Genomic DNA, 19,907 nt, shown 5'->3' on the forward strand with positions numbered 1-19,907 from the left:
TTTTTGTCTGCAGCCCGATCCTCAGATCGGGCTGATCAACCCGACCGGCTGGCTGCCGAGCAGGGCGGCGACCGAGATGCTGCCGCCGGGTTCGATCGTCTTTCCGGTCACCAGATCCGCCTTCAGCCCGTGAAGAGGGGAGGGGACGGCGATCGCCGTATCCTCCCAAAATTCCGGGCCGGCAAACAGCACGCCCGGGTCGAGCCAGCCGAACATCAGCCGGGGTGCGGCGACGATGGCAAAATCACTGGCATGCACCCGGGCAAAAGCCAGCACATGATCGCGCCGGCTGCCCGTCACCTTCAGCGGCAGATAGTCGCCTCTTATAAAGAGGTCCGGATGCCGCTGGCGCAGCTGCAGGCCGATCCCGACGATGCGCTGCTTTAACGCCGCCGCCTGTAGCTTGGCGATCGGTCCGGCTTCATCAAGCCAGGCGGTCAGCCGTGCATGATCGACCAGGCGTCGGTTGTCGGGATCGACAAGACTGAAATCGAAGCCTTCCGTGCCCTGGTAGATGTCGGGAATGCCCGGCGCCGTCAGCTTGAGCAGCGTCTGCGACAGGCTGTTGAGGTAGCCGGCTGCGATGAAGGGCTGCAGCACCCTTTCGAAATCCTCAAGGAAGGCGTCATTCTCGGGCGACACCAGCGCCGCTGCATAGGTCGTCACCGCTTCTTCGTAAGCGGAATCCTGTTCCACCCAATCAGTGTGGAGTTTCGCCTCGCGCACTGCCTTGACCGCGTAATCGGTCAAGCGCTGACGAAGCTCTTCCATCTGTCCTCTGTCGAAATCTTCCGGCCAGATGCCGGCCAGCGCCTGATAGAGCATCCATTCGATATTCGGCTCCGGCGCTACGCCATCCGGCAGGTCCTTCAGCCACGGCCGGTTCATCTCACGCCAGCGCGCCAGCGCCTGCACGAACACATCCGCGCCCTCGCTCAGCGCATAGAGCCTTGCGCGCGCATCCTCGCCGCGTTTGGTATCGTGGGTGGCGGTTGCCGACAGCCCGTGCGGCTGCAGCCGCGCCCGCTCGGCCATGCGACGATGGAATCCGTCCGGACCGTCGGGCGCCTTGCCGGGTTCGCTGCCGACCTCGTTGGCGGCAAGCAACCTGTTATAGCGGTAAAATAGCGTATCCTCCGTCGCCTTCGCCATCACAGGCCCGCTCAACTGCTGGAAGCGGATACGGAATTCGTGGGCTGGATCACCGTCGACCTTGCCTTCGAGAAGCTTCAGCACATGGTCGAGGGCGCGACGATCATCGAGCTCTGCTATGGCTTGCGATGCGGTCGCGGCAAGGACGGCTGAATCCTGCCAGGCGAGCGGGCCGCCATCGCCATAGGTGCGGTAGACGGGAAAGGCGATCAGCAGTTCGCTGAGCGCCTTGGCGATCTCGTCTCTGTTTATCTCGGGGAAGACCCCTGCCGCGATCGATACCAGCCTGCCGGTCTCGCCGGCGAAATTGCGCTCGACCATCTGTCGCTTGGCAAGCCGCCGGCCCTCCTCGAGATCGCCTGTCTCTCGGGCGACGCCACGATAGGCATCGTCCAATCTGCGCAGGCCGCCGCCGTCGACGAAGAGTTCGCTCAGCGCCGCGATGAATTCATATCCGGTGGTGCCCGCCACCGGCCAGCTTTCCGGCAGGACCTCGCCAGCCCCAAGGATCTTTTCCACGACGATATAGGTATCGGGCCCGACCGCTTCCCGCAGCCGGTCGAGATAGGCCTTGGGTTCGGCGAGCCCGTCGACATGGTCGATGCGCAGCCCCTGCACCTTGCCGTGGCGCACCAGCTCGATCGTCAGGCAATGCATGTCCTCGAACACCGGGGGATTTTCGACGCGGGTACCGACCAGTCCGGTGACCTCGAAAAAACGGCGATAGCTCAGATGCCGTGCCGCTTCATGCCAATGGGTGAGCCGCCAGTGCTGTCCCTCATGCAGGCTTTTAAGGAAATCGCGGTCGGACGAGACGTCGTCGAGTTTTTGCCGGAGGATCGCCCGATCGCCGCCTTCGAAGAGGATGTCGCGCATCGCCCGGGCGAGGTTCTCGCCGGAGGTGACCTCCGCAGCCTCTGCCATTCTCGTTGCCACCGGATCGTCGAGCCGGTTTGCGATCGCGCCGTAACAGCTGGGGTTGAGCGGCAACAGCGTCTCGAAATAACCGAAGGCGAAGGTGCCATGCGTTTCGTCCAGCGTAATGCGCAGCTCGCCATCAGCGAGCGCGCGCTCGAAATCCTGGCCGAGCTGCGGCAGGGTCAGCGGCTCGCTCCAGTCGATGTCGAAGTGGCCCGCATAGGCGCTTTGATGGCCGAATGCCAGTACGTCGCGCCACCAGCCGTTTTCCGGCGAAGCGGCCATGTGGTTCGGGACGATGTCGAGGATCAGTCCCATGCCGGCCGAAGCGAGGCTCTCCGTCAGCCGGTCGAACCCCGCGCGGCCGCCGAGCGCCGGGTCGATCTCGTTGGCGTCGGTGACGTCATAACCGTGGGCGGAGCCGCTGACGGCGGTGAAGATTGGCGAGGCGTAGAGATGGCTGATGCCGAGCGTCTTGAGATAGGGAACGAGGTCGCAGACGCGATCGAAGGTCATGCCGTTGCGGAATTGTATCCGGTAGGTCGCGGTCGGAAGTGTCATGAGGCCGTCTGACGTTGGAGGGAGACCCTTTCCAACGGTTGTAGTCGGGTTTTGGTTCCCTCAGTCGATGAAAACGCCCACACTTGCGGCGCGTCCGGCCGAGTCGATGACGGTCAATTTCGAGTAGCCGCCGCCATCGGGCAGCCATTGCTGGGTGCGCCGGCGGGAGAGGTCGGGCAGCGGCCTGCCATTGGCAAGCCAGCGGAAGGGCGCGCGGCCGCCCTGCAGCTTCAGCATGAGCGGCGACAGCGCGCCGGCGCCGGCGCCGAGATCGATATGGGCGCCCTCGGGCGGATAGACGATCTGAGGGGCGGCCTCGCGGCCGGAGGCGACCAGCAGGCCACTGGCATTGAACGCGAAACGCCGCTGGCTGATCGGCAGTTCGGACCGGGCGATGCGCACCGCCCCGGCCGGCGGGCGGGGCAAGGGCGTCGTCGCGATGCCGGATTTGGCGAAACCCTCAAACAGGATGGGTGCTGCGGTGCCATAGCCGGTCAGTCCCGGCACGGCGCTGTTATCCGGCCGTCCGACCCAGACGCCGAGCACATAACGCCCGTCATAGCCGACCGACCAGGCGTCGCGATAACCGTAACTGGTGCCGGTCTTGTAGGCGATGCCGCGCTGCGGTGCGCCGGCGGGGGGAATGACGCCGGAGAGAATATCGGCGACGTTCCAGACCGCGACCGGCTCCAACAGCGGTTCGCCGTCGAGCTTGCCCGGTGCGCCGGTGACACCGTCGCCGAGCCTTGCCGGCTGGCCGCGATTGGCGAGCGCGGTATAGAGCTGCACCAGATCTTTCAGCGTGAGACCGACGCCGCCAAGACCGATCGCCAGTCCCGGCGTCTCGTTCGGCGGCAGGGCCGGGCGCACCTCGGCGCGGCGGAAGCGGACCAGCAGCCGCGACGGCCCGACGGCGTCGAGCAGCTTGACGGCCGGCACATTCAAGGAGAGTTGCAAGGCCTCGCGCACGGTGACGTCGCCCTGATAGCTCATGTCGAAATTGCGTGGCCGGTAGCCGAAGAAATCAGCCGGCCGGTCCTCGATGATCGTCTCCTGGGAGACGAGGCCCTGCTCGAAGGCGAGCCCATAGATGAAGGGCTTCAGCGTCGAGCCCGGCGAGCGGTTGACGCGCGTCATGTCGATCCAGCCGGAGCGGCTGGCGTCGAAATAATCGGCCGAGCCGACCTCGCCGACGATCGCGCCCGTCTGGGCATCGGCCATCACCATGGCCAGCGACAGTTTTGGCCCGAGCTTCATCGCCGCTGCCCGGGCGACCGATTCCAGCCCCTGCTGCACCTGTTTCTTCAGCGTCGTCTGGTGCTTGAGGACTGCCGGCTCCTTGCGCAGTGCTGCTTCGGCGACATGGGCGGCCAGCGCCGGCAATTGCATGCGTCGCATGGGGACAGCGACACCCTCGGCTCGCTCCGCCTCGCCGTCGCCGACGGCCTCAGCCACGGCGACACGCTCAAGCACACGCTTGCGCGCCTCTTGCGACGCCTTCAGATTGCGGTCCGGCCGGCGCCGTTCGGGCAATTGCGGCAGGGCGACGAGCAGGGCTGCCTCGGCGACCGTCAGGCGGCGCGGCTCCTTGCCGAAATAGGCAAGACTTGCGGCGCGCACGCCTTCCAGATTGCCGCCGTAAGGCGCATGCGTCAGATAAAGATCGAGGATCTGTTCCTTCGACAGCCGCCGCTCGATCTGCACGGCACGCGCGAGCTGCAGCAGTTTTGCCGAAAGCGAGCGTCCCGCCCGCGGCTCGATCAGCCGCGCCACCTGCATCGAAAGCGTCGAGGCGCCGGAAACGATGCGGCCGTTGCGGACGAATTGCGTGGCTGCCCGCCCGAGCGCCCAGGCATCGACGCCATTGTGATCGTAGAAACGCTGATCCTCATAGGCAATCAGCATGCGCAGGAACTGTGGATCGACGTCGGCAACCGTCGTCTTCAGCCGCCAGCGGCCTTCCGTCGTTGCAAAGGCGCGCAGCAACTGGCCGTCGGCATCGAGCACCTCGGCGGAAACCACGTCCGCTCTATCCAACGGCGGCGGAAAAGCCTTGTCGGCGGCGTCGAGCGCAAGAAGAGCCGCGCCGGCAAGAAGGATGCCGGCGACGGACCCGATCGCAAACTTGTGCCACAGCCTCATTCTTGTGCTGCCACGACCTCCATCTTGCCGGTCGCCGTGCGGGCCGAAAGCTCCGGCCGGTACATGTCCTCGACGCTTGCGGCCGGATGGTCGTAGATGCCGGGGGTGACGGCGCGCACGACATAGGCGACGTTGAATTCGCGCTCGTCGCCCTGAGCGCGGTTGAAGGCGGCGACGAAACGGTCGTAGCGGAATTCGGTATGGGCGGCGGAAATTTCGCCGATCCAGTCGAAATTCGTCATCTGGGCGCTGTCGACGAGGTTTGGATTGTCGATCTCGAAGCCGGCCGGCAGAAGATCGGTGACGACGATGCGCGACGGCCAGTCGTTGCTTTCGCGTACATGGATGACGACGACATAGCGTTCGTTCTGCTGGGCTTCGCTGACATTCGCCTCCTCGCCGTCGAGCGTGTAATAGCTGCGCTCGATGAGGAAGCCGTCGCCGCCGGCCGGCAACGGCACGGTCGGTGCGGCAACGGTGGTAACAACCGCCGATACCGGGTCGTTCGTCTGGTTGGTCAAGGTCAGCGGATGATCGGTGAGCGCATCGCCGGTCATCCGGGCCATATAGGCGCCGGTGTGGGCGGCGCCGTTGACGTCGACCTTCAACCCGTCGTCACCGCCCTGGATGGCGCGTGCGGCAAGCAGCATCCAGGCCTCTTCCTGGGTGCTCTTGTATTTGCTGCGCTGCCATTCCTTGGCGACGGCCTTGGCGAGTTCCGGGACGACAGGCGGCACCGGCCGGCTTTCGGCAGCGAGCGCCAGGATCGCCGCGCCATCGCGCAGGATCGTGCCGTAGTCGGTGCGCGACAGGTTCACGCGTGAGACCATCGACTGCTCGGACATTTGCAGCGCGTCGAGGAAGATGTTCTTCGAGCGCTGGGCATCGCCATAGAGCGCCAGTGCGGCGGCGATATGCGCCTTGGCGAGCGGCGTCGGGAAGTCGTTGATCATCGTATCGGCGTAGTAGCGCAGATCGCTGATCGCCGCCTTCTTGTTGCGGGCAAGGACATAGATGGCATAGGCGATCTGATCGCCCTGGCCCTTGATGTCGGTGGTGTAGGACAGGGTGTTCTGCAGGTTTTCCAGCGCCTGCACGAAGGCCCTTTCCGGCACGTCATATTTCATTTCGCGGGCCCGCGTCAGGAAGTCGGTGACGTAGGAATCGAGCCAGACATCGCCCGAATCCGGTCCCCAGAGGCCGAAGCTGCCGGCCGAGGCCTGGTAGGAGAGCACGCGGTAGATCGCATCCTGGACGCGCTTGTGCACGTCGTCGTCATTTTCGATGCCGGCCTGCTTCGCCACTTCGGCGAGGTAGAGCAGCGGCAGCGCCCGACTGATGGTCTGCTCGGCGCAGCCCAAGGGATAGCGGTCGAGCGTCATCAGCAGTGCCGGGATGTCGAAGGCGGCCGAACGGGTGACGTTGACGCTGATCGAAGCACCCGGCAGGACGCTGTCGGCAAGCAGGTTCTTATCGACGGTGAGCTTTGCTCCGGGCTTCAGCGCCAGCACCCTGCGTTCGGTGATCGGCAGGGATGACGGGCGCACCGGCACGTCGACGGTCTGGTCGAGCGAAAGGCCGGAGGCGTCGGAGAGGTTGATCGAGACGCTGCCGGCGCCCGGCTGTTTGCCGATGAGCGAAAGCGTCAGCGCGGACTTGGCGCCGGCCTCCAGCCGGATCGTCTGGTCGGCAGAGGCTTGGTCGATGCCGACCGCATCATTGCCGGTCAGCTGCAGCTTGTAGTCGCCGGCCGGCGCATCGGTATTGGCGATGTCGAGGCGCAGATTGGCCTTGTCGCCGGGGGCGAGGAATTTCGGCAAGCTCGCGGTGACGACGACCGGATCGCGGATGATGACGTCCTTGACGCCGTGCCCGACACCGGTCTTCGACCAGGCAACCGCCATGACGCGCGCCGTGCCGTTGAATTGCGGAATGTCGAAGGAGATATTGGCCTTGCCTTCGGCGTCGAGCTTCACCGGCCCGGAGAAGAAGGCGACGAGCTTCTGTGTCGGCGGGCTTGCCTGCAGCGCAATGGCACCGCCGTCGCCACCGGTCCTGAGCTTGCCGGTCGCACCCAGCGAGCCGTCGATCAGCCGGCCATAGAGGTCGCGGATTTCAAGGCCGAGCTGCCGCTGGCCGAAATACCAGTCTTCCGGGTTCGGCGGCTCGTAACGTGTCAGGTTGAGAATGCCGACATCGACGGCGGCAACCGTGACATAGGCATCCTCGTTGGCGCCGGCACCGGCCACCTGCAGGCCGATGTTCAACGGTCCGCGCGGCAGCATCTTTTCCGGCGTGTCGAGCTTGACTTGCAGCGCCCGCTGTTCGGGATCGACCTTCAGCCATTTGATGCCGATCGAACGCATCGGCATGTGGCTGTCCTGGGCGTCGCCGGGGCGGAAGAGCGTCGCGGTCACATAAGCGCCGGCACCCCAGTCTGCGGTGACGGGGATGTCGACCTCGCCGCCGGTCTCGCCCATCGTCGCATTTTGCACGGCAACCAGCTTTTCGGTTCCGGCCATGACCATCAGCTCGCCGCCATAGCGCGAGGTGATTTTCAGCTTGGCGGTGTCGCCGACCTTGTAGCTGTCCTTGTCGAGGGCGATTTCCAGCCCATCCGGTGTTTCGGTCGAGGTCGAGGCCACGAACCAGCCGGCGTCGAATTCGACGCTGGAGGTCGGGCCGTCGGCATCCGGGCTTTCCACTTCGAGGCGATAGCGGCCCAATTTCACCGGCACGGAGATCTTGCCGCCGTCCGTCGTCGCGTCGACGCTGCCATTGGCGATCTGCTCGGCGGTGTAGACCGGCTCGTATTTCCATGCCGTCCCCTCGCGATACCATTGGTACTCGCGGTTGAGGCTGTAGAATTTCCAGCGCAGGCCCTTGGTCTCCTGCTTCTGTCCCTCGGCATTGACGCCGATCACCGTGAAGTTGGCGATGGCGTTCTCAGGCAGATCGTCGGAAAATTCCGGCTTGATGCCGATCGAAGCGCCCTGATTCTTCACCGGAATGGTCAGCGAACGCTCGATGGCGCGGCCGCCGGCCTCCTGCATGCTGATATAGACGGTGGCGTTGAGCAGTTGCGTCGTTGCCGGCAGCTCGCTGACGGTGAGATCGGTCGAGGCTTCGCCGTTCTCGTCGAGTTCCGGCAGGCCGTCGATCGGCAGGCGCGAATCCTCGCTCGCCTCCTCGTCGGCGAGGCCGAAGAGGAAGCCCTTATAGGCGGCGCTCTCGCGCGTCGGCTTGACGACGACATTGCCCTCGAGCGTCAGGCCGGCGGCCGGGGCGCCATAGAGATATTTGCCGAAAACATTAATCTTCGCGGGCATATCCGGGCCGATTTCCTTGGCCTCGGTCTTGATCTCCAGGTCGGTGCGATCCGGCACGAAATCGTCGACCAGGAAACTCTTGCTGGCGATCGCACTGCCCTTGGGATCGGTGTAGATGTTCATCGTCCAGGTGCCGCGCATGGCGTTTTCCTGGGTCGGGAAATCGACGCTGTAACCGCCGAGATTGCTGGTCTGGCTGACGATCCGCCGGTCTTCGACACCGTCGGGGCGGCTGAAGATGAAAGTCAGCGGCAGGTTCTCGATGGCGTTGCCATCGGTGTCGCGGGCGAGCGCCTGTGCATGCACCGTTTCGCCGGCGCGATAGATGCCGCGTTCGGTAAAGGTCAAGACGTCGATCGCGCCGGGTGCGGCGCGGCCGGTCACGCCGCGGTCGGAGAGATCGAAGCCGGCCCGCGTCATGTCGAGGAAAACGTAGTCCGACGTGCCGTTCCTGGCGGTAATGACGGCGGGTGTCAGCGCCGCCGTGCCGCGGATCAGGCCGGCGGTGAAGGTGGCGCGGCCGTTTTCGTCGGTCTTGGCGGTGCCGAGCACTTCATTGTTCTTGGCAAGCAGCTGCAGCTCGACGCCTGATATCGGCTTTGCCGAGGCAAGCGAACGGGTGAAGATGTTGAGCCCGTCCGTGCCGGCATAGGTGGTGATGCCGATATCGGAGACGAGGAACCATTGCGTCGCCTGCGAGTCCCACTCCTGCGCCGGGCCATTCGGCCCCGTTGCGGTCATCACGTAGACTCCGGGCTTGCGCTCGGGCAGCGCCTCATCGACGGGGAAGCTGGTGACGATGTCCTTGTTGAGCTCGTCGGCGATCTCGATCGAACCCTGCCAGACGAGTTCGCCGTTCTGATCCTGGATGTTCTGGGCGCTGTAGCCGTCGAGCTGGGTCAGGAATTGCGAGTTGGTCAACAGCGGCGCGATGGCGCGATCGCCGATGCGGTAGAGTTTGAGGTTGGCAGACGTCATGTTGACCGAGACGATCGGAATGCCGCGGCGCGCCGTCGAGGGCAGCACGAAGCTGTCGCCGGTGAAACGCACTATCTGGCTGCGGTCTTTGATATAGACGTCGATGCTGACGGGCGCTTCGAGCGCCTCGTCGACGGATGACGGCAGGCCGGTGCGGAAACCGAGCTTGTAGGTTTCGCCATGCGTCAGCCCCTCGACGCAGATCTGCTTGTCCTTGGTTTCCAGGGCCTTGGGCGCCGCACCGTTCAGCGTCACGAAGGGCGTATAGTCGGTGGTCTTGATGAGAGCTTCGGAGAAGGTGACGCAGGCGCGCGGCGTGGCGCTGTCGGCGTCGACCGTGTGTTCGGTGATGCGGAAGCCTTGCGTCGCCTTCAGCTGCAGGTAGGCCGCCTGCACATCCTCGGAGGCAACCAGCGCCAGGCTCGCCTTGTAGGCGTCGAGCGCCGGGCGGTAATTGGCGTTTCGGTCCAGGGCGTCGGCGAGGACGGCGAGCGCCTCGGCGCGCTTGGGCTTGGTGCGCGTCAGCTCGTAGCCGTTCAGCGCGTCGAGCACGGCCTGACCGCTCGTGCCGCTCTCGGCGCTGCCGAGCGAAGCTGCGGCGCGGGCCGTTTCGAGCCAGAGATCGGCGTCGTCAGGGGTGATCGACAGCGCGCCATGGAAGGACTTCAGCGCGTCGGCCAGATTGTTGGCGGTGAGGTCTATGCGGGCATTGGCCGTCAGGCTGTCGGCGCCCTGGCCCTGCTGGTCGTCGGCAAGCGCCAGATTGTCCTTGAAGTCGTGGGCCTGCTGGATGAGGTCGTTCGACAGGAAGGTCAGGCGCGGCGCAGCACCGAGATCCTGCTCCTTCTGGCCGGTCGTCTCGACGATCTTGCCGGCGATGGCGCCGGGGAAGGCGTTCATCGTCTTGAAATCGGATTTCAGGAAGCACCATTTCACCTTGGGATTGTAGGTGAAGGCCTTGCAGCTCTTGTCGCCGATGCACGAGGTCTTGCACTGATCGAGTGAGACGTTCTGCTCGGTGCGAAGATCGAAGCCGAAGAAATCGGCGTCCTTGATCGTCTGGATGTCGCGCTTGGTCTCCGCAGCGGCGGCGGGAAAACTGACGGCGATCGTGGAAAAAAATGCGATTGTCGCGAAAGCAAAGAACGAGCGCACGGACATAGGTTCCCCCCGGAAATGCAGGCTCTGACCGGCGGGCACTCTCCTCACTCCTCGCGAGATTGTCAACTCAGGTTGCATGCTGTTTCATCTTCACACAGGCGCTTTCGTCTGCCTGTCACATCGGCGTGAGTGATCGGGTTGTGATTTGCGCCTTTTGCAAGGATGAGCAAGGATTTGGGCCATCGCAGGAGGTAGCGCCATGTCCATATTTTCTCACCGCAGGAGCCTTGCCGGGCTCCTAGCCGCCACCATTGTCTCGCTCGGTGCGTGTGCCGCAAGTGCGGCTGAAGATGCCGTCGTCATTCCGCCGCCGGCCGTTGACGAGGCTGCCCGGCCGGGCACCGAGAGCGCGATTTTCGCCGGCGGTTGTTTCTGGGGTGTCCAGGGCGTCTTCCAGCACGTCAAGGGCGTCCAGAGCGCCGTCTCCGGCTATGCCGGCGGTGAGGCTGGGACGGCCCAGTACGAGACCGTCAGCACCGGCTCGACAGGTCACGCCGAAGCCGTCGAGGTGAAGTTCGATCCGAAACAAGTGAGCTACGGCAAATTGCTGCAGATCTTCTTCTCGGTGGCGCACAACCCGACGCAGCTGAATTTCCAGGGCCCGGATCAGGGAACGCAGTATCGTTCGGCGCTATTCGTCGCCGACCCCGAGCAGCGCAAGGTCGCCGAGCGCTATATCACTCAGCTCGACAAGGCGCATGTCTTCGCCCAGCCGATCGTCACCAGGGTCTCCGACACCACCGGCTTTTATTCCGCCGAGGCCTATCATCAGGATTTTCTGACGCTCAATCCGACCTACCCCTATATCGTCTACAACGACCTGCCGAAAATCGAGAATCTGAAGTCGCTGTTTCCCGCCGATTACCGCAGCCAGCCGGTCCTCGTCAGGAAGGCCAAGGGGTGATTAACCCTCAGGGGATGATGTCGATAGGCGTGTGATTGGGAACGCGGGCCCAGATATCGCGCATCTCCGCATTGGTGACGGCAATACAGCCATCCGTCCAATCCCATAGCTGATGGGCTTCCTGGAACAGGCCCCAGCCTTGGGAAGCCCGTGGATCATGATATTGCCGCCGGGCGGAAAGCCGTTGGATCCGGCGTTGCGTCGGTCATCCGGGTTCGGATAGGAAATGTGGAGGCTGAGATGCGCCATGGACTTGGGATTTCGCCAGTCGATCTCATAGCGCCCTTCCGGCGTTTTTTCGTCACCTTCCTGTTGCTTGGGACCGGCATCGGCAGCCTGCCCCAGTGAAATCCGATATGTCGAGATCGGAACATCCCCTTTGAGAAGGACCATGCGGCGTTCGGATTTATAAACACGGATGAGGTCGGCCTGTTGCGCGAGCGGCGCATCCGGAGGTGGCGAGCCCGAGCCGATCCTGGCCATCAATTTGGTATAGGCGAAAAGGCTGACCACGACCGTGGCCAAGACGATAAGTTTGGTTTTCAACGTGAGCCTCGATCTTCATGCCAACGGAATAATCATATCGTGTCATCGTGCCTTCATCCAGAAGGTGCGCGCTTGAGATTGAGCACAATTTAGCGCCCGTTTTTGCTTCGCCGGCTTTCTTGTTAAGAATCTATCAACGTTAACAATATCTTAAATATCAAAAATCGCGTTCCACCGCGGAACATATCTTCAAGTTGGCCGTTTCAGCAGGGAGTTTCGTGCAGGGACAGCTGCCGGAGCGGATACCTCTTCCGAAGTATATGCGTAACAAGGGGACGTATCATGGCCACCAATGTCGTGCGGCGCTGGCAACGAGATGATCTCATGAGACAGAGAGTATTGATCGTCGAAGATGAATTCCTCATCGCCCTGGATCTCGGGGCGACGGTGGAAGATATGGGTATGCAGGTCGCAGGTCTTGCGAGTGATCGCGAACAGGCGCTGCGGCTGGCGCCGCTTGCCGATATCGCCTTCGTCGACGTCAATCTCGCCGACGGCCAGACCGGGCCCGAGATCGGCCGGCGGCTGGCAGAAGAACACGGCATTGCCGTCGTGTTCATGACCGGCAATCCCGAAGTTGTCGCTAATGGCGTCAAGGGCGCGGTCGGCGTGGTGCAGAAGCCGGTCATGCCTTCTGTCGTCCAGCAGCTGGTGAAATATCTTGCCGCGCGCCGCGTCGGCATGTTTGCGGTCGTGCCCTCGCAGATGACCGTCTTCGCCTGATTGAAAGGGCCTGATCGGGAGGCCTTATCCGCCCGCTATGGCCGCAAGCTGCGGCGGGCGACCGACCTTATCAGCCGCCGGCCCGCCATAGGCCTTGAGAAAGGTACGGACGGCATTGCGCGCCGCCTTATCAAGCTCTTCATCGGTGGGCGTTCCACCGAAAAGCGTCATCATCTGCAGGTCAGCATTGGCGAGCGCCACGAACTGCCGGGCGGCGACGTCGAAATCGTCGATGACGAGCGCGCCCTTATGAGCGACCCGCGCAAGAAGCGCGGAAAGGGCAGTGGTCAGCTTGCCCGGTCCCTGCTGGCGCCAGCTTTCGAACAGGTGCGGATATCGCTCACCCTCCGTCTGCACCAGCTTGCGCAGGAATTTTCCGTCGTGATTGCAGATGCAGTTCTTGTTGAGGCGCACGGCGAAGGCCGTCAGCCCGTCCTCCAGATTGTCGGCGTTCTCGGGAAAGCTCGCCAGCACCGAGAAGAGCATGGCGTTGGCGCGGTTCATGACGTCCTCGACGACGGCGACGAACAGCGTTTCCTTCTCGCGGTAGTGATTGTAGATCGTCTGGCGAGAGACACAGGCGACGGCGGCAATCTCGTCGATGCTGGCGCCGGCAAAACCCTGGCGGCAGAAGACGTCGGCGGCGGCATCGAGGATCGACATGCGCTTTGCGCATTGTCCGCGCTGCGTATGCCCCCCCATCCGGACTGCCGGTGTCATGCGATCTTTCATGAAGGCGAAGATAAGACGTCTTGACGATTTAGACAATGGCGTCTAGTTTACAGCCGTGTCCAAATTTGTTGACACTATTGGTTCCGTTGCTGAAGATATGAGCTCCCAACTTCGTCTTCGCGCGAACGATCATCATTGAACCCCAGAACATGATGCCGAAAAGTGTGAGGAGTTTTCGGGCGCCATCCTGTTCTAAGAGCACTGCGGCGGAGCGACGATTCGATGCTTCCGCTGCGCTTTTATGAAAGATCACCATTATGACGGCTTCCTTCTTTCGCATTGCTCTCATTCTTGGCCTTCTCTCGGCCATCGGCCCCTTCGCCATTGACATGTATCTGCCTGCGCTGCCGTCCATCGGCCAGGACTTGCATGCGGATAACAACGTCACCCAGCTGACGCTTCTCGCCTTCTTCATCTCCTTTGCGCTTGCCCAGCTCGTCTACGGTCCGCTGTCGGATATGTGGGGCCGCAAGCTGCCGCTTTATCTCGGCATCGGCGTTTTCGCGGTCGCCTCGATCGGCTGCGCACTGGCGACCGATATCGAAACGCTGATCGCCTTCCGTTTCGTCCAGGGCATCGGCGGTGCTGCCGGCATGGTCATTCCGCGCGCCATCGTCCGCGACATGCATACCGGCGTGCAGGCCGCACGCCTGATGTCGCTGCTGATGCTGGTCTTCTCGATCTCGCCGATCCTGGCGCCGCTGACGGGCAGCGCCGTCATCGAATTCTACGGCTGGCGCGGGGTGTTCTGGGCGGTGATGATCGCCGCCTTCATCGGCCTCGTCCTGCTTGCCACCCAGCTTGACGAAACCCGCCCTGCCAAGGAGCGCAGCGGCAGCGGCCTCAAGAGCGCCATGGCGGCCTACCGGCTGCTGCTGGCCGACCGCAATTTCCTGACGCTGACCTTCATCGGCGGTCTCGGCATTTCGAGCTTTCTCGTCTATCTCGCCAACTCGCCCTTCGTGCTGATCCAGCACTACGGGCTAACGCCGACCGAATACAGCTTCGCCTTCTCGATCAACGCCGTGTCCTTCTTCGCGGTGTCGCAGGCGACCGGCTGGCTCGGCGAGCGTTTCGGCCTGGTGCGCGTCATGCGGATTGCGGTCAGCGCCTTTGCGCTAGCCATGGTTGTCATGGCGGTGGTGATGGCTTCAGGCTTCAACCAGCTGCCCGTCATGGCGACCTTCCTGTTCATCGGCTACGGCTTCCTCGGCCTCGTCATCCCGACCAGCGCCGTTCTTGCTCTCGAGGATCACGGCGCGATTGCCGGCACCGCCTCGTCGCTGATGGGCACGCTGCATTTCGTCATTGCCGCCGTCGCCATGGTGATATCGAGCCTTTTCTTCGACGGCACGGCCGTTCCGATGGCTGCCGGCATTGCGCTCTGCGCCTTCTTAGCCTTCGCGCTGACCCAGGCAACGATCGGCCGCCGCGCCGCCGTCGCCGCTGCCGAATAGTCAAGCACAGGCCGCACCCATCCCCCGGGTGCGGCCACCAATCAGGGTTGCGATACCGCAGAAAATACCTCGCGCGATTGAATATTGGCGGCCAGCACTATTTACGCCATGACGCAACATGATCATTCCGGAGGATACGCATGGTCGATGAGAAGCGGCTGATCTCGAAAATCACCTGGAAGCTGATGCCGTTTCTCGGCATCCTTTATCTCATCGCCTATATCGACCGGCAGAATGTCAGCTTTGCCAAACTGCAGATGGTCGATGCCTTGGGGATGAGCGAATATGCCTACGGCCTCGGCGCTTCGCTGTTCTTCATCGGCTATTTTCTCTTCGAGGTGCCGAGCAACCTCTTCCTCGAAAGGCTCGGCGCCCGTGTCTGGTTCGCCCGCATCCTGGTGTCCTGGGGCCTCGTCACCGTCGCGCTCGCCTTCACGCAGAACGCGACGATGTTCTATATCCTGCGCTTCCTGCTCGGCGTCTGCGAAGCCGGCTTCTTTCCAGGCGTGCTCTATCTGCTGACGCTATGGTTCCCCTCTGCCTATCGCGGCCGGATGGTCGGGCTGTTCATGATCTTCAGCGCCATCGCCAATGCCGTCGGCGCACCGCTCGGCGGCGTGCTGCTCGATCTCGATGGTCTTTACGGCCTTGCCGGCTGGGAGTGGGTCTTCCTGGCGACCGGTATTCCAGCCGTCATCGCCGGCATCGTCACCTTCTTCTATCTTCCCGGCCGGCCTGAAAACGCAAGTTTCCTGACTGGCGAGGAGAAGGACTGGCTTGAACGGAGGCTCGCATCGGAAAATGCCGGCATGGGCGAAAATGCCGGAAACGGCTTCAAGGCGCTGATCGACCCGCGCGTCCTGCTGATGGCGCTTTGCTATATCGCCTTTCCGCTCTCGGCCTATGGCCTGAGCTATTGGCTGCCGACCATCGTCCAGGCCTTCGGCGTCAGCAACACGGTGAACGGTTTCCTCAACATCATTCCCTGGCTGCTGGTTGCGGTCGCGCTCTATGCCGTTCCCACGATGGCCGACAAGGCCCAATCGAAGACGCCCTATATCGTCGTTCCGGCCTTGATCGGCGCCGCCTGCCTGCTGCTGTCGGCGCTGATCCCGAACCACGCCTTGCAATTCGCCTTCCTCTGCGTCGCCGCCGCCGGCATCTTCGCGCCGCAGCCGGTGTTCTGGAGCCTGCCCTCGCGTTTCCTCAAAGGGGCGGGTGCCGCTGCGGGGCTTGCCGCCATCAATTCGGTCGGAAATCTCGGCGGTTTCGTCGCCCAGAACGTCGTGCCCTGGATCAAGGAGGCGAGCGGCAGCACGACTGCGCCGATGTTCTTCCTCGCCGCCTGCCTTGCTGTCGGCGCTCTGCTGGTCTTCTTCGTCACGCGGCAACTGTCGAGCCGGGAGCCTCCGGCGGCGCCGAGCCGGGTGTGAGGGGAACTCAGCCCGTCAGCGTGAACGCGTCGCTTTCGCCAGGAACGAGTTCCAGCGGCCAGATCCGGCTGCGGGCTCCCTGCGGATAATGATCGGCATAGGCCGGCATGGTGGCAAGCAGGGTTTCGCCGAGCTGGGCGCCGAGATCGCGCAGCGACATGCGGAAGGAGGTCAGTGACGGCTGCAGGAAATGCGTGCGCGGCTCCTCGCGGAAACCGACGACGGCGAGGTCTCGGCCGGGAACGATGCCGGCCTCGGCAAGCCGCCGGTAAAGCCCGATCGCCATCAGTTCGTGGATCAGGATGATCGCCGTCGGCCGTTCTTCGATCATCAGCAGTTCGTGGCCGGCCTGATAACCGCCCTGTTCGCTCGACTTGACACGGATAACGAGGGCCGGGTCGAAGGCAATACCGTGGCGTTTCAGCGCCTGGCGGTAACTCTCGAGGAAGATATAGCCGAGATTGATGTCGGAGGAGGGGGCCGCCACCGCGATCCGCCGGTGGCCTTTTGCGACCAGCCGGTCGACGCCGCGCGCCGCCACGCCTTCGAAATCGAGATCCATCCAGGTATAGCTGCCGCCGGACGCGCTGCGGCCGAGCGCCACAAACGGGATTCGGACCTTTTCCAACAGCTCAATGCGTCGGTCGGTGCGTCGGGTCGCCGAGATGATCATCGCATCGACCAGGCGGCGCGCCACCATTCGCTTCAGATATTCGTGCGGATCCTCGTCATCGGGGCAGGGCAGCATGACCAGATCGAGCTTGTGACGGGAAAAGACGCTCTGCAGCCCGTCGGTGACGCCCAGGAAGAAGTCGTCGCTGTTTTCGACTGTCTCGCGGCTGACCTCGAGCATCAGCCCGATGACGTTGGTCATGCCCTGGCGGAGGCTGCGGCCCGATTGGTTGGCGACGTAACCAAGCTCCTCGGCGGCGGCGAGCACGCGCCGGCGCGTTTCTTCGTTGACGTCGGGCTTGCCGTTCAGCGCACGGGACACCGTCCCGATCGAAATGTCGAGATGCTCGGCGAGCTGGCGAATTCCCTTCATCTTTGTCGATCTTCCTCTCTGAAAGCGCCACGCGTCAGTGGCCCTTCTTGCCACAGGACAGCGCCTGCGAAAAGCCGTGGGTAGAGGTTACGGCTGGAAGCTCCGGCGCATGACCAGTTCGGGATGACTCGCTTGAGCGAAGTTCAGACTGTGCGTTGGTACCGCCCTTCGGTGAAGGCTGCCCCTCCTAACCCTCTCCCCGTAAAAAACAGGCAGAGGGGACGTGCCCCGCGAGAGGTTAGTGGGGACGGAGAGGTCGCTGCACATACCCTTCGCCCCGTTGACGGGGAGAAGGTGGCGGCAGCCGGATGAGGGGCCGATTCTTGGGATGTCGCTGATATAAACCAAAACCGAGGCTGCGAAACACAACCTCGGCTGAGGGGTCGAGCGGCGATGACGAGGTCAAAGCCGCTGCAAATGCTCAGGCCTATTCGCAGACCCGGACGGTTTCGGCGTGGTAGCCGCCGTCATAGCGGTTGCGCACGTCCCGGTCCTCATACCAGCATCTCGGCTGGGGTTCGACATAACGGGGGCTCTCGACATAACGAGGGCCTTCATCAACGTAGCGAGGGCCACCGCCATTGACGAGTGCGCCGCCGATAAGGCCGCCGACGACACCTGCGGCAACGCCGCCGGCGATGATGCGGCCGGTATTGTCGTGATGATGGTGGTCACGCGCGGCAGCAGGCTGAATAGCCGATCCAACAAGGGCCGTCGCGATCAACAGGCTGCTAATGATTCTCTTCATGTCATTCTCCTCAGTGGCACTCGTCCCCCGATAAAAGAGAAATGCGGCAGCAAATCGTTTGTTCGATCAAACTTTGCGACAGGCGTTAATTCATGTCATTTTCTCAGCGGGGTCGCCATGGGGGTCGCGGTCAGGTCGCCGACTGCGTCGCCGTCGTCTCCTCCAGCACGTCTTCGGGAATATCGTCGAAAGACGAGTAGTTGAGGTTATAGAGCTTGGAATAGAGCTTGCCGTTTTTCATCAGCTGGCGGTGGTTGCCGCTCTCGATAATTTCGCCGTTCTGCAGCACGATGATGCGGTCGGCCTCGCGGATCGTCGCCAAGCGATGGGCGATGACGAGGCCGGTGCGATTTTCGAGCAGCTTCACCAGCGCCTTCTGAATCAGCATCTCGGTATAGCTGTCGATGTTGGCGGTTGCCTCGTCGAGCACGAGGATCTTCGCATCTGCCACCAATGCGCGGGCAAAGCTCAAAAGCTGGCGCTGGCCGAGCGAAAGATTGCCGCCGCGCTCGCCGAGAATGCTGTCGTAGCCATCGGCCAGGCGCATGACGAATTCATGCGCGCCGACGGCCTTTGCCGCCTCGATCACCTGTTCGCGTGTCGCTTCCGCCTTGTGGTAGCGGATGTTTTCGAAGACGGTACCGGTGAAGAGAAAAGGCTCCTGCAGCACCATGGCGATCTGTGCCCCGAGCGAATCCTGCGTCAGGTCACGCACATCGTGGCCGCCGACTAGCACCTGGCCTTGCTGCACATCGTAAAAGCGGTGGATCAGCGACATGCAGCTGGATTTGCCGGACCCGGTCGGCCCGACCAGCGCCACCGTCTCGCCGGGATTGACCTTGAAACTTACATGTTTCAGCACTGGATGTTTCGGATTGTAGCCGAAGACGACGTCGTTGAATTCGACCGAGCCGTCCATGTCGCGCGATAGCGCTTTGGCATTCGGCGCGTCCTTGATGTCGACCGGCACATCGAGCACTTCGGTCAGCCGCTGGCCGGAGGCCATGGCGCGCTGCATCACCGAATATTGCAGCGTCAGCGAACGGATCGGGTCGAAGAAGCGCTGGATGTAAAACAGGAAGGCGACGAGAACGCCGACATCGAGCGCCTGGTTGAGAACGCGGGCGCCGCCGACGACGATGACCAGCGCCATCGCCACGCCGGTCAGGCTATCGACGATCGGCACCATCACCTGCGCATAACGTGCCGCCGTCAGATGCGTCCGCAAGTTCGCATGCGCCTTGTCGTCATAAAGCGTGAAGTTGACGCCCTGCCGGTCCATGCTCTGGACGGCGCGCACGCCGTGGATGGCTTCGGCAAGGGCACCGTTGGCAACCGAATTGGTCTCGTGCGCGGCCATGAAGGATTTGCGGGCGAGCGGCAGCCAGAACAAGCGGACGATGAACAGCACCGGCAGCACCGAGAGCGTCAGCAGCCCCAGCTTGAAATCGAGATAAAGCATGACGACGACGATGCCGAAGAGCAGCACGATGTCGCCGACCGAGAGAACCGAGGTTTCGAGGAATTCCTGCATCGAGTTGACGTCGCCCTGCAGGCGCGACATCAGCCGGCCCACCTCGGTCTTGTCCATGAAGGAGAGCGAGACGCGCTGGAGATGCGAAAACATCGCCCGGCGGATATCGAAGAGCACGTCTTCCGCCACGCCACCGACCAGAGTCTCCTGCGCGTAGCTTGCCGCATAGTTGATTGATATGGCGATGGCGAAAGCGGCGATCGACCAGACCAGTGCCGAAGAGTTGCCGCCCGGCGACATGCCGTGGTCGATGGCATAACGGATGATCAGCGGGATCAGCAGCTGCATCATCGTGAAGGTCAGGACGGCAACGACCGACCAGAGGACCTGGCGGCGATAGGGACGAACGAAAACCCAGATGCGCTTGACGATATTGCCGTCGAAGGCCTTGCCGAACATCTCCTCCTCGACGCGATGCGAACCGACCACCGCCCGCGGCGGGCGGCGCCCATCCTCGCGAACGTCGGGACGCTCGGTTTCCAGTTCCTCGGCCATCTCGTTCCTCCTGCGGCCATTACATGGGATGGCCCGCAATATTCACTGC

12 protein-coding genes and 1 pseudogene are annotated in these 19,907 nt (G+C 63.0%); 4 read left to right on the forward strand and 9 right to left on the reverse strand.

Annotated elements, in window-relative coordinates; genetic code table 11:
• Positions 1-21 precede the first annotated feature (21 nt).
• Genes treY through HJB84_RS07285 form a run of 3 tightly spaced genes read right to left on the reverse strand, consistent with a single transcriptional unit; the run spans position 22 to position 10,241 of the window.
• Positions 22-2,631, reverse strand: coding sequence for a malto-oligosyltrehalose synthase (treY, locus tag HJB84_RS07275; RefSeq protein ID WP_221115598.1), 2,610 nt, complete (start codon positions 2,629-2,631; stop codon positions 22-24).
• Positions 2,632-2,691: 60 nt separating this feature from the next.
• Positions 2,692-4,773 (reverse strand): penicillin-binding protein 1C, encoded by a 2,082-nt coding sequence (gene pbpC / locus HJB84_RS07280; protein WP_221115599.1) that lies wholly within the window; start codon positions 4,771-4,773, stop codon positions 2,692-2,694.
• Entirely contained in the window at positions 4,770-10,241 is a 5,472-nt protein-coding gene (locus HJB84_RS07285) for an alpha-2-macroglobulin family protein (protein ID WP_221115600.1), read from the reverse strand. Before HJB84_RS07285 ends, pbpC begins: the two co-directional genes overlap by 4 nt.
• A 199-nt stretch (positions 10,242-10,440) precedes the next feature.
• Here HJB84_RS07285 and msrA point away from each other — a divergent pair, with 199 nt between their 5' ends.
• Positions 10,441-11,145 (forward strand): peptide-methionine (S)-S-oxide reductase MsrA, encoded by a 705-nt coding sequence (gene msrA, locus HJB84_RS07290; RefSeq protein ID WP_207585431.1) that lies wholly within the window; start codon positions 10,441-10,443, stop codon positions 11,143-11,145.
• Between the two features lie 7 nt (positions 11,146-11,152).
• Here msrA and HJB84_RS07295 read toward each other — a convergent pair.
• Positions 11,153-11,628 (reverse strand): annotated as a pseudogene (locus tag HJB84_RS07295) (murein L,D-transpeptidase family protein).
• 345 nt (positions 11,629-11,973) lie between these two features.
• Between HJB84_RS07295 and HJB84_RS07300 the strand changes: the two are divergent.
• Positions 11,974-12,414 (forward strand): response regulator, encoded by a 441-nt coding sequence (locus HJB84_RS07300; RefSeq protein ID WP_207585433.1) that lies wholly within the window; start codon positions 11,974-11,976, stop codon positions 12,412-12,414.
• Between the two features lie 24 nt (positions 12,415-12,438).
• Here HJB84_RS07300 and HJB84_RS07305 read toward each other — a convergent pair whose 3' ends face one another.
• Positions 12,439-13,182 carry a TetR/AcrR family transcriptional regulator gene (locus tag HJB84_RS07305; protein ID WP_221115601.1) on the reverse strand — a complete coding sequence of 248 codons (744 nt, stop codon included), beginning with the start codon at positions 13,180-13,182 and terminating at the stop codon, positions 12,439-12,441.
• Positions 13,175-13,402 carry a hypothetical protein gene (locus HJB84_RS07310; protein ID WP_221115602.1) on the reverse strand — a complete coding sequence of 76 codons (228 nt, stop codon included), beginning with the start codon at positions 13,400-13,402 and terminating at the stop codon, positions 13,175-13,177. The genes HJB84_RS07305 and HJB84_RS07310 overlap by 8 nt, the downstream gene beginning before the upstream one ends.
• A 1-nt stretch (position 13,403) precedes the next feature.
• Between HJB84_RS07310 and HJB84_RS07315 the strand changes: the two genes are divergently transcribed.
• Together HJB84_RS07315 and HJB84_RS07320 are read left to right on the forward strand one after the other, a co-directional pair.
• On the forward strand, positions 13,404-14,603 hold the full coding sequence (locus tag HJB84_RS07315) for a multidrug effflux MFS transporter (protein WP_221115603.1): 1,200 nt from the start codon (positions 13,404-13,406) through the stop codon (positions 14,601-14,603).
• A gap of 140 nt (positions 14,604-14,743) precedes the next feature.
• Positions 14,744-16,036, forward strand: coding sequence for an MFS transporter (locus tag HJB84_RS07320; RefSeq protein WP_207585436.1), 1,293 nt, complete (start codon positions 14,744-14,746; stop codon positions 16,034-16,036).
• Positions 16,037-16,043: 7 nt separating this feature from the next.
• Here HJB84_RS07320 and HJB84_RS07325 read toward each other — a convergent pair whose 3' ends face one another.
• From HJB84_RS07325 to HJB84_RS07335, 3 genes are all read right to left on the reverse strand, one after another.
• Positions 16,044-17,081: a LacI family DNA-binding transcriptional regulator gene (locus HJB84_RS07325; protein ID WP_207585437.1), complete on the reverse strand. Its 1,038-nt coding sequence runs from the start codon at positions 17,079-17,081 to the stop codon at positions 16,044-16,046.
• Between the two features lie 427 nt (positions 17,082-17,508).
• Complete coding sequence (locus tag HJB84_RS07330) at positions 17,509-17,829, reverse strand: hypothetical protein (RefSeq protein ID WP_207585438.1); 321 nt, start codon at positions 17,827-17,829, stop codon at positions 17,509-17,511.
• A 130-nt stretch (positions 17,830-17,959) separates the two neighbouring features.
• A complete protein-coding gene (locus HJB84_RS07335; protein WP_207585439.1) occupies positions 17,960-19,858 on the reverse strand; it encodes an ABC transporter ATP-binding protein in 1,899 nt (632 codons plus the stop codon).
• Positions 19,859-19,907 lie beyond the last annotated feature (49 nt).

The sequence above is a fragment of the Rhizobium sp. NZLR1b genome, assembly GCF_019685155.1.
In the GTDB taxonomy this organism is placed as follows: Bacteria; Pseudomonadota; Alphaproteobacteria; order Rhizobiales; family Rhizobiaceae; genus Rhizobium.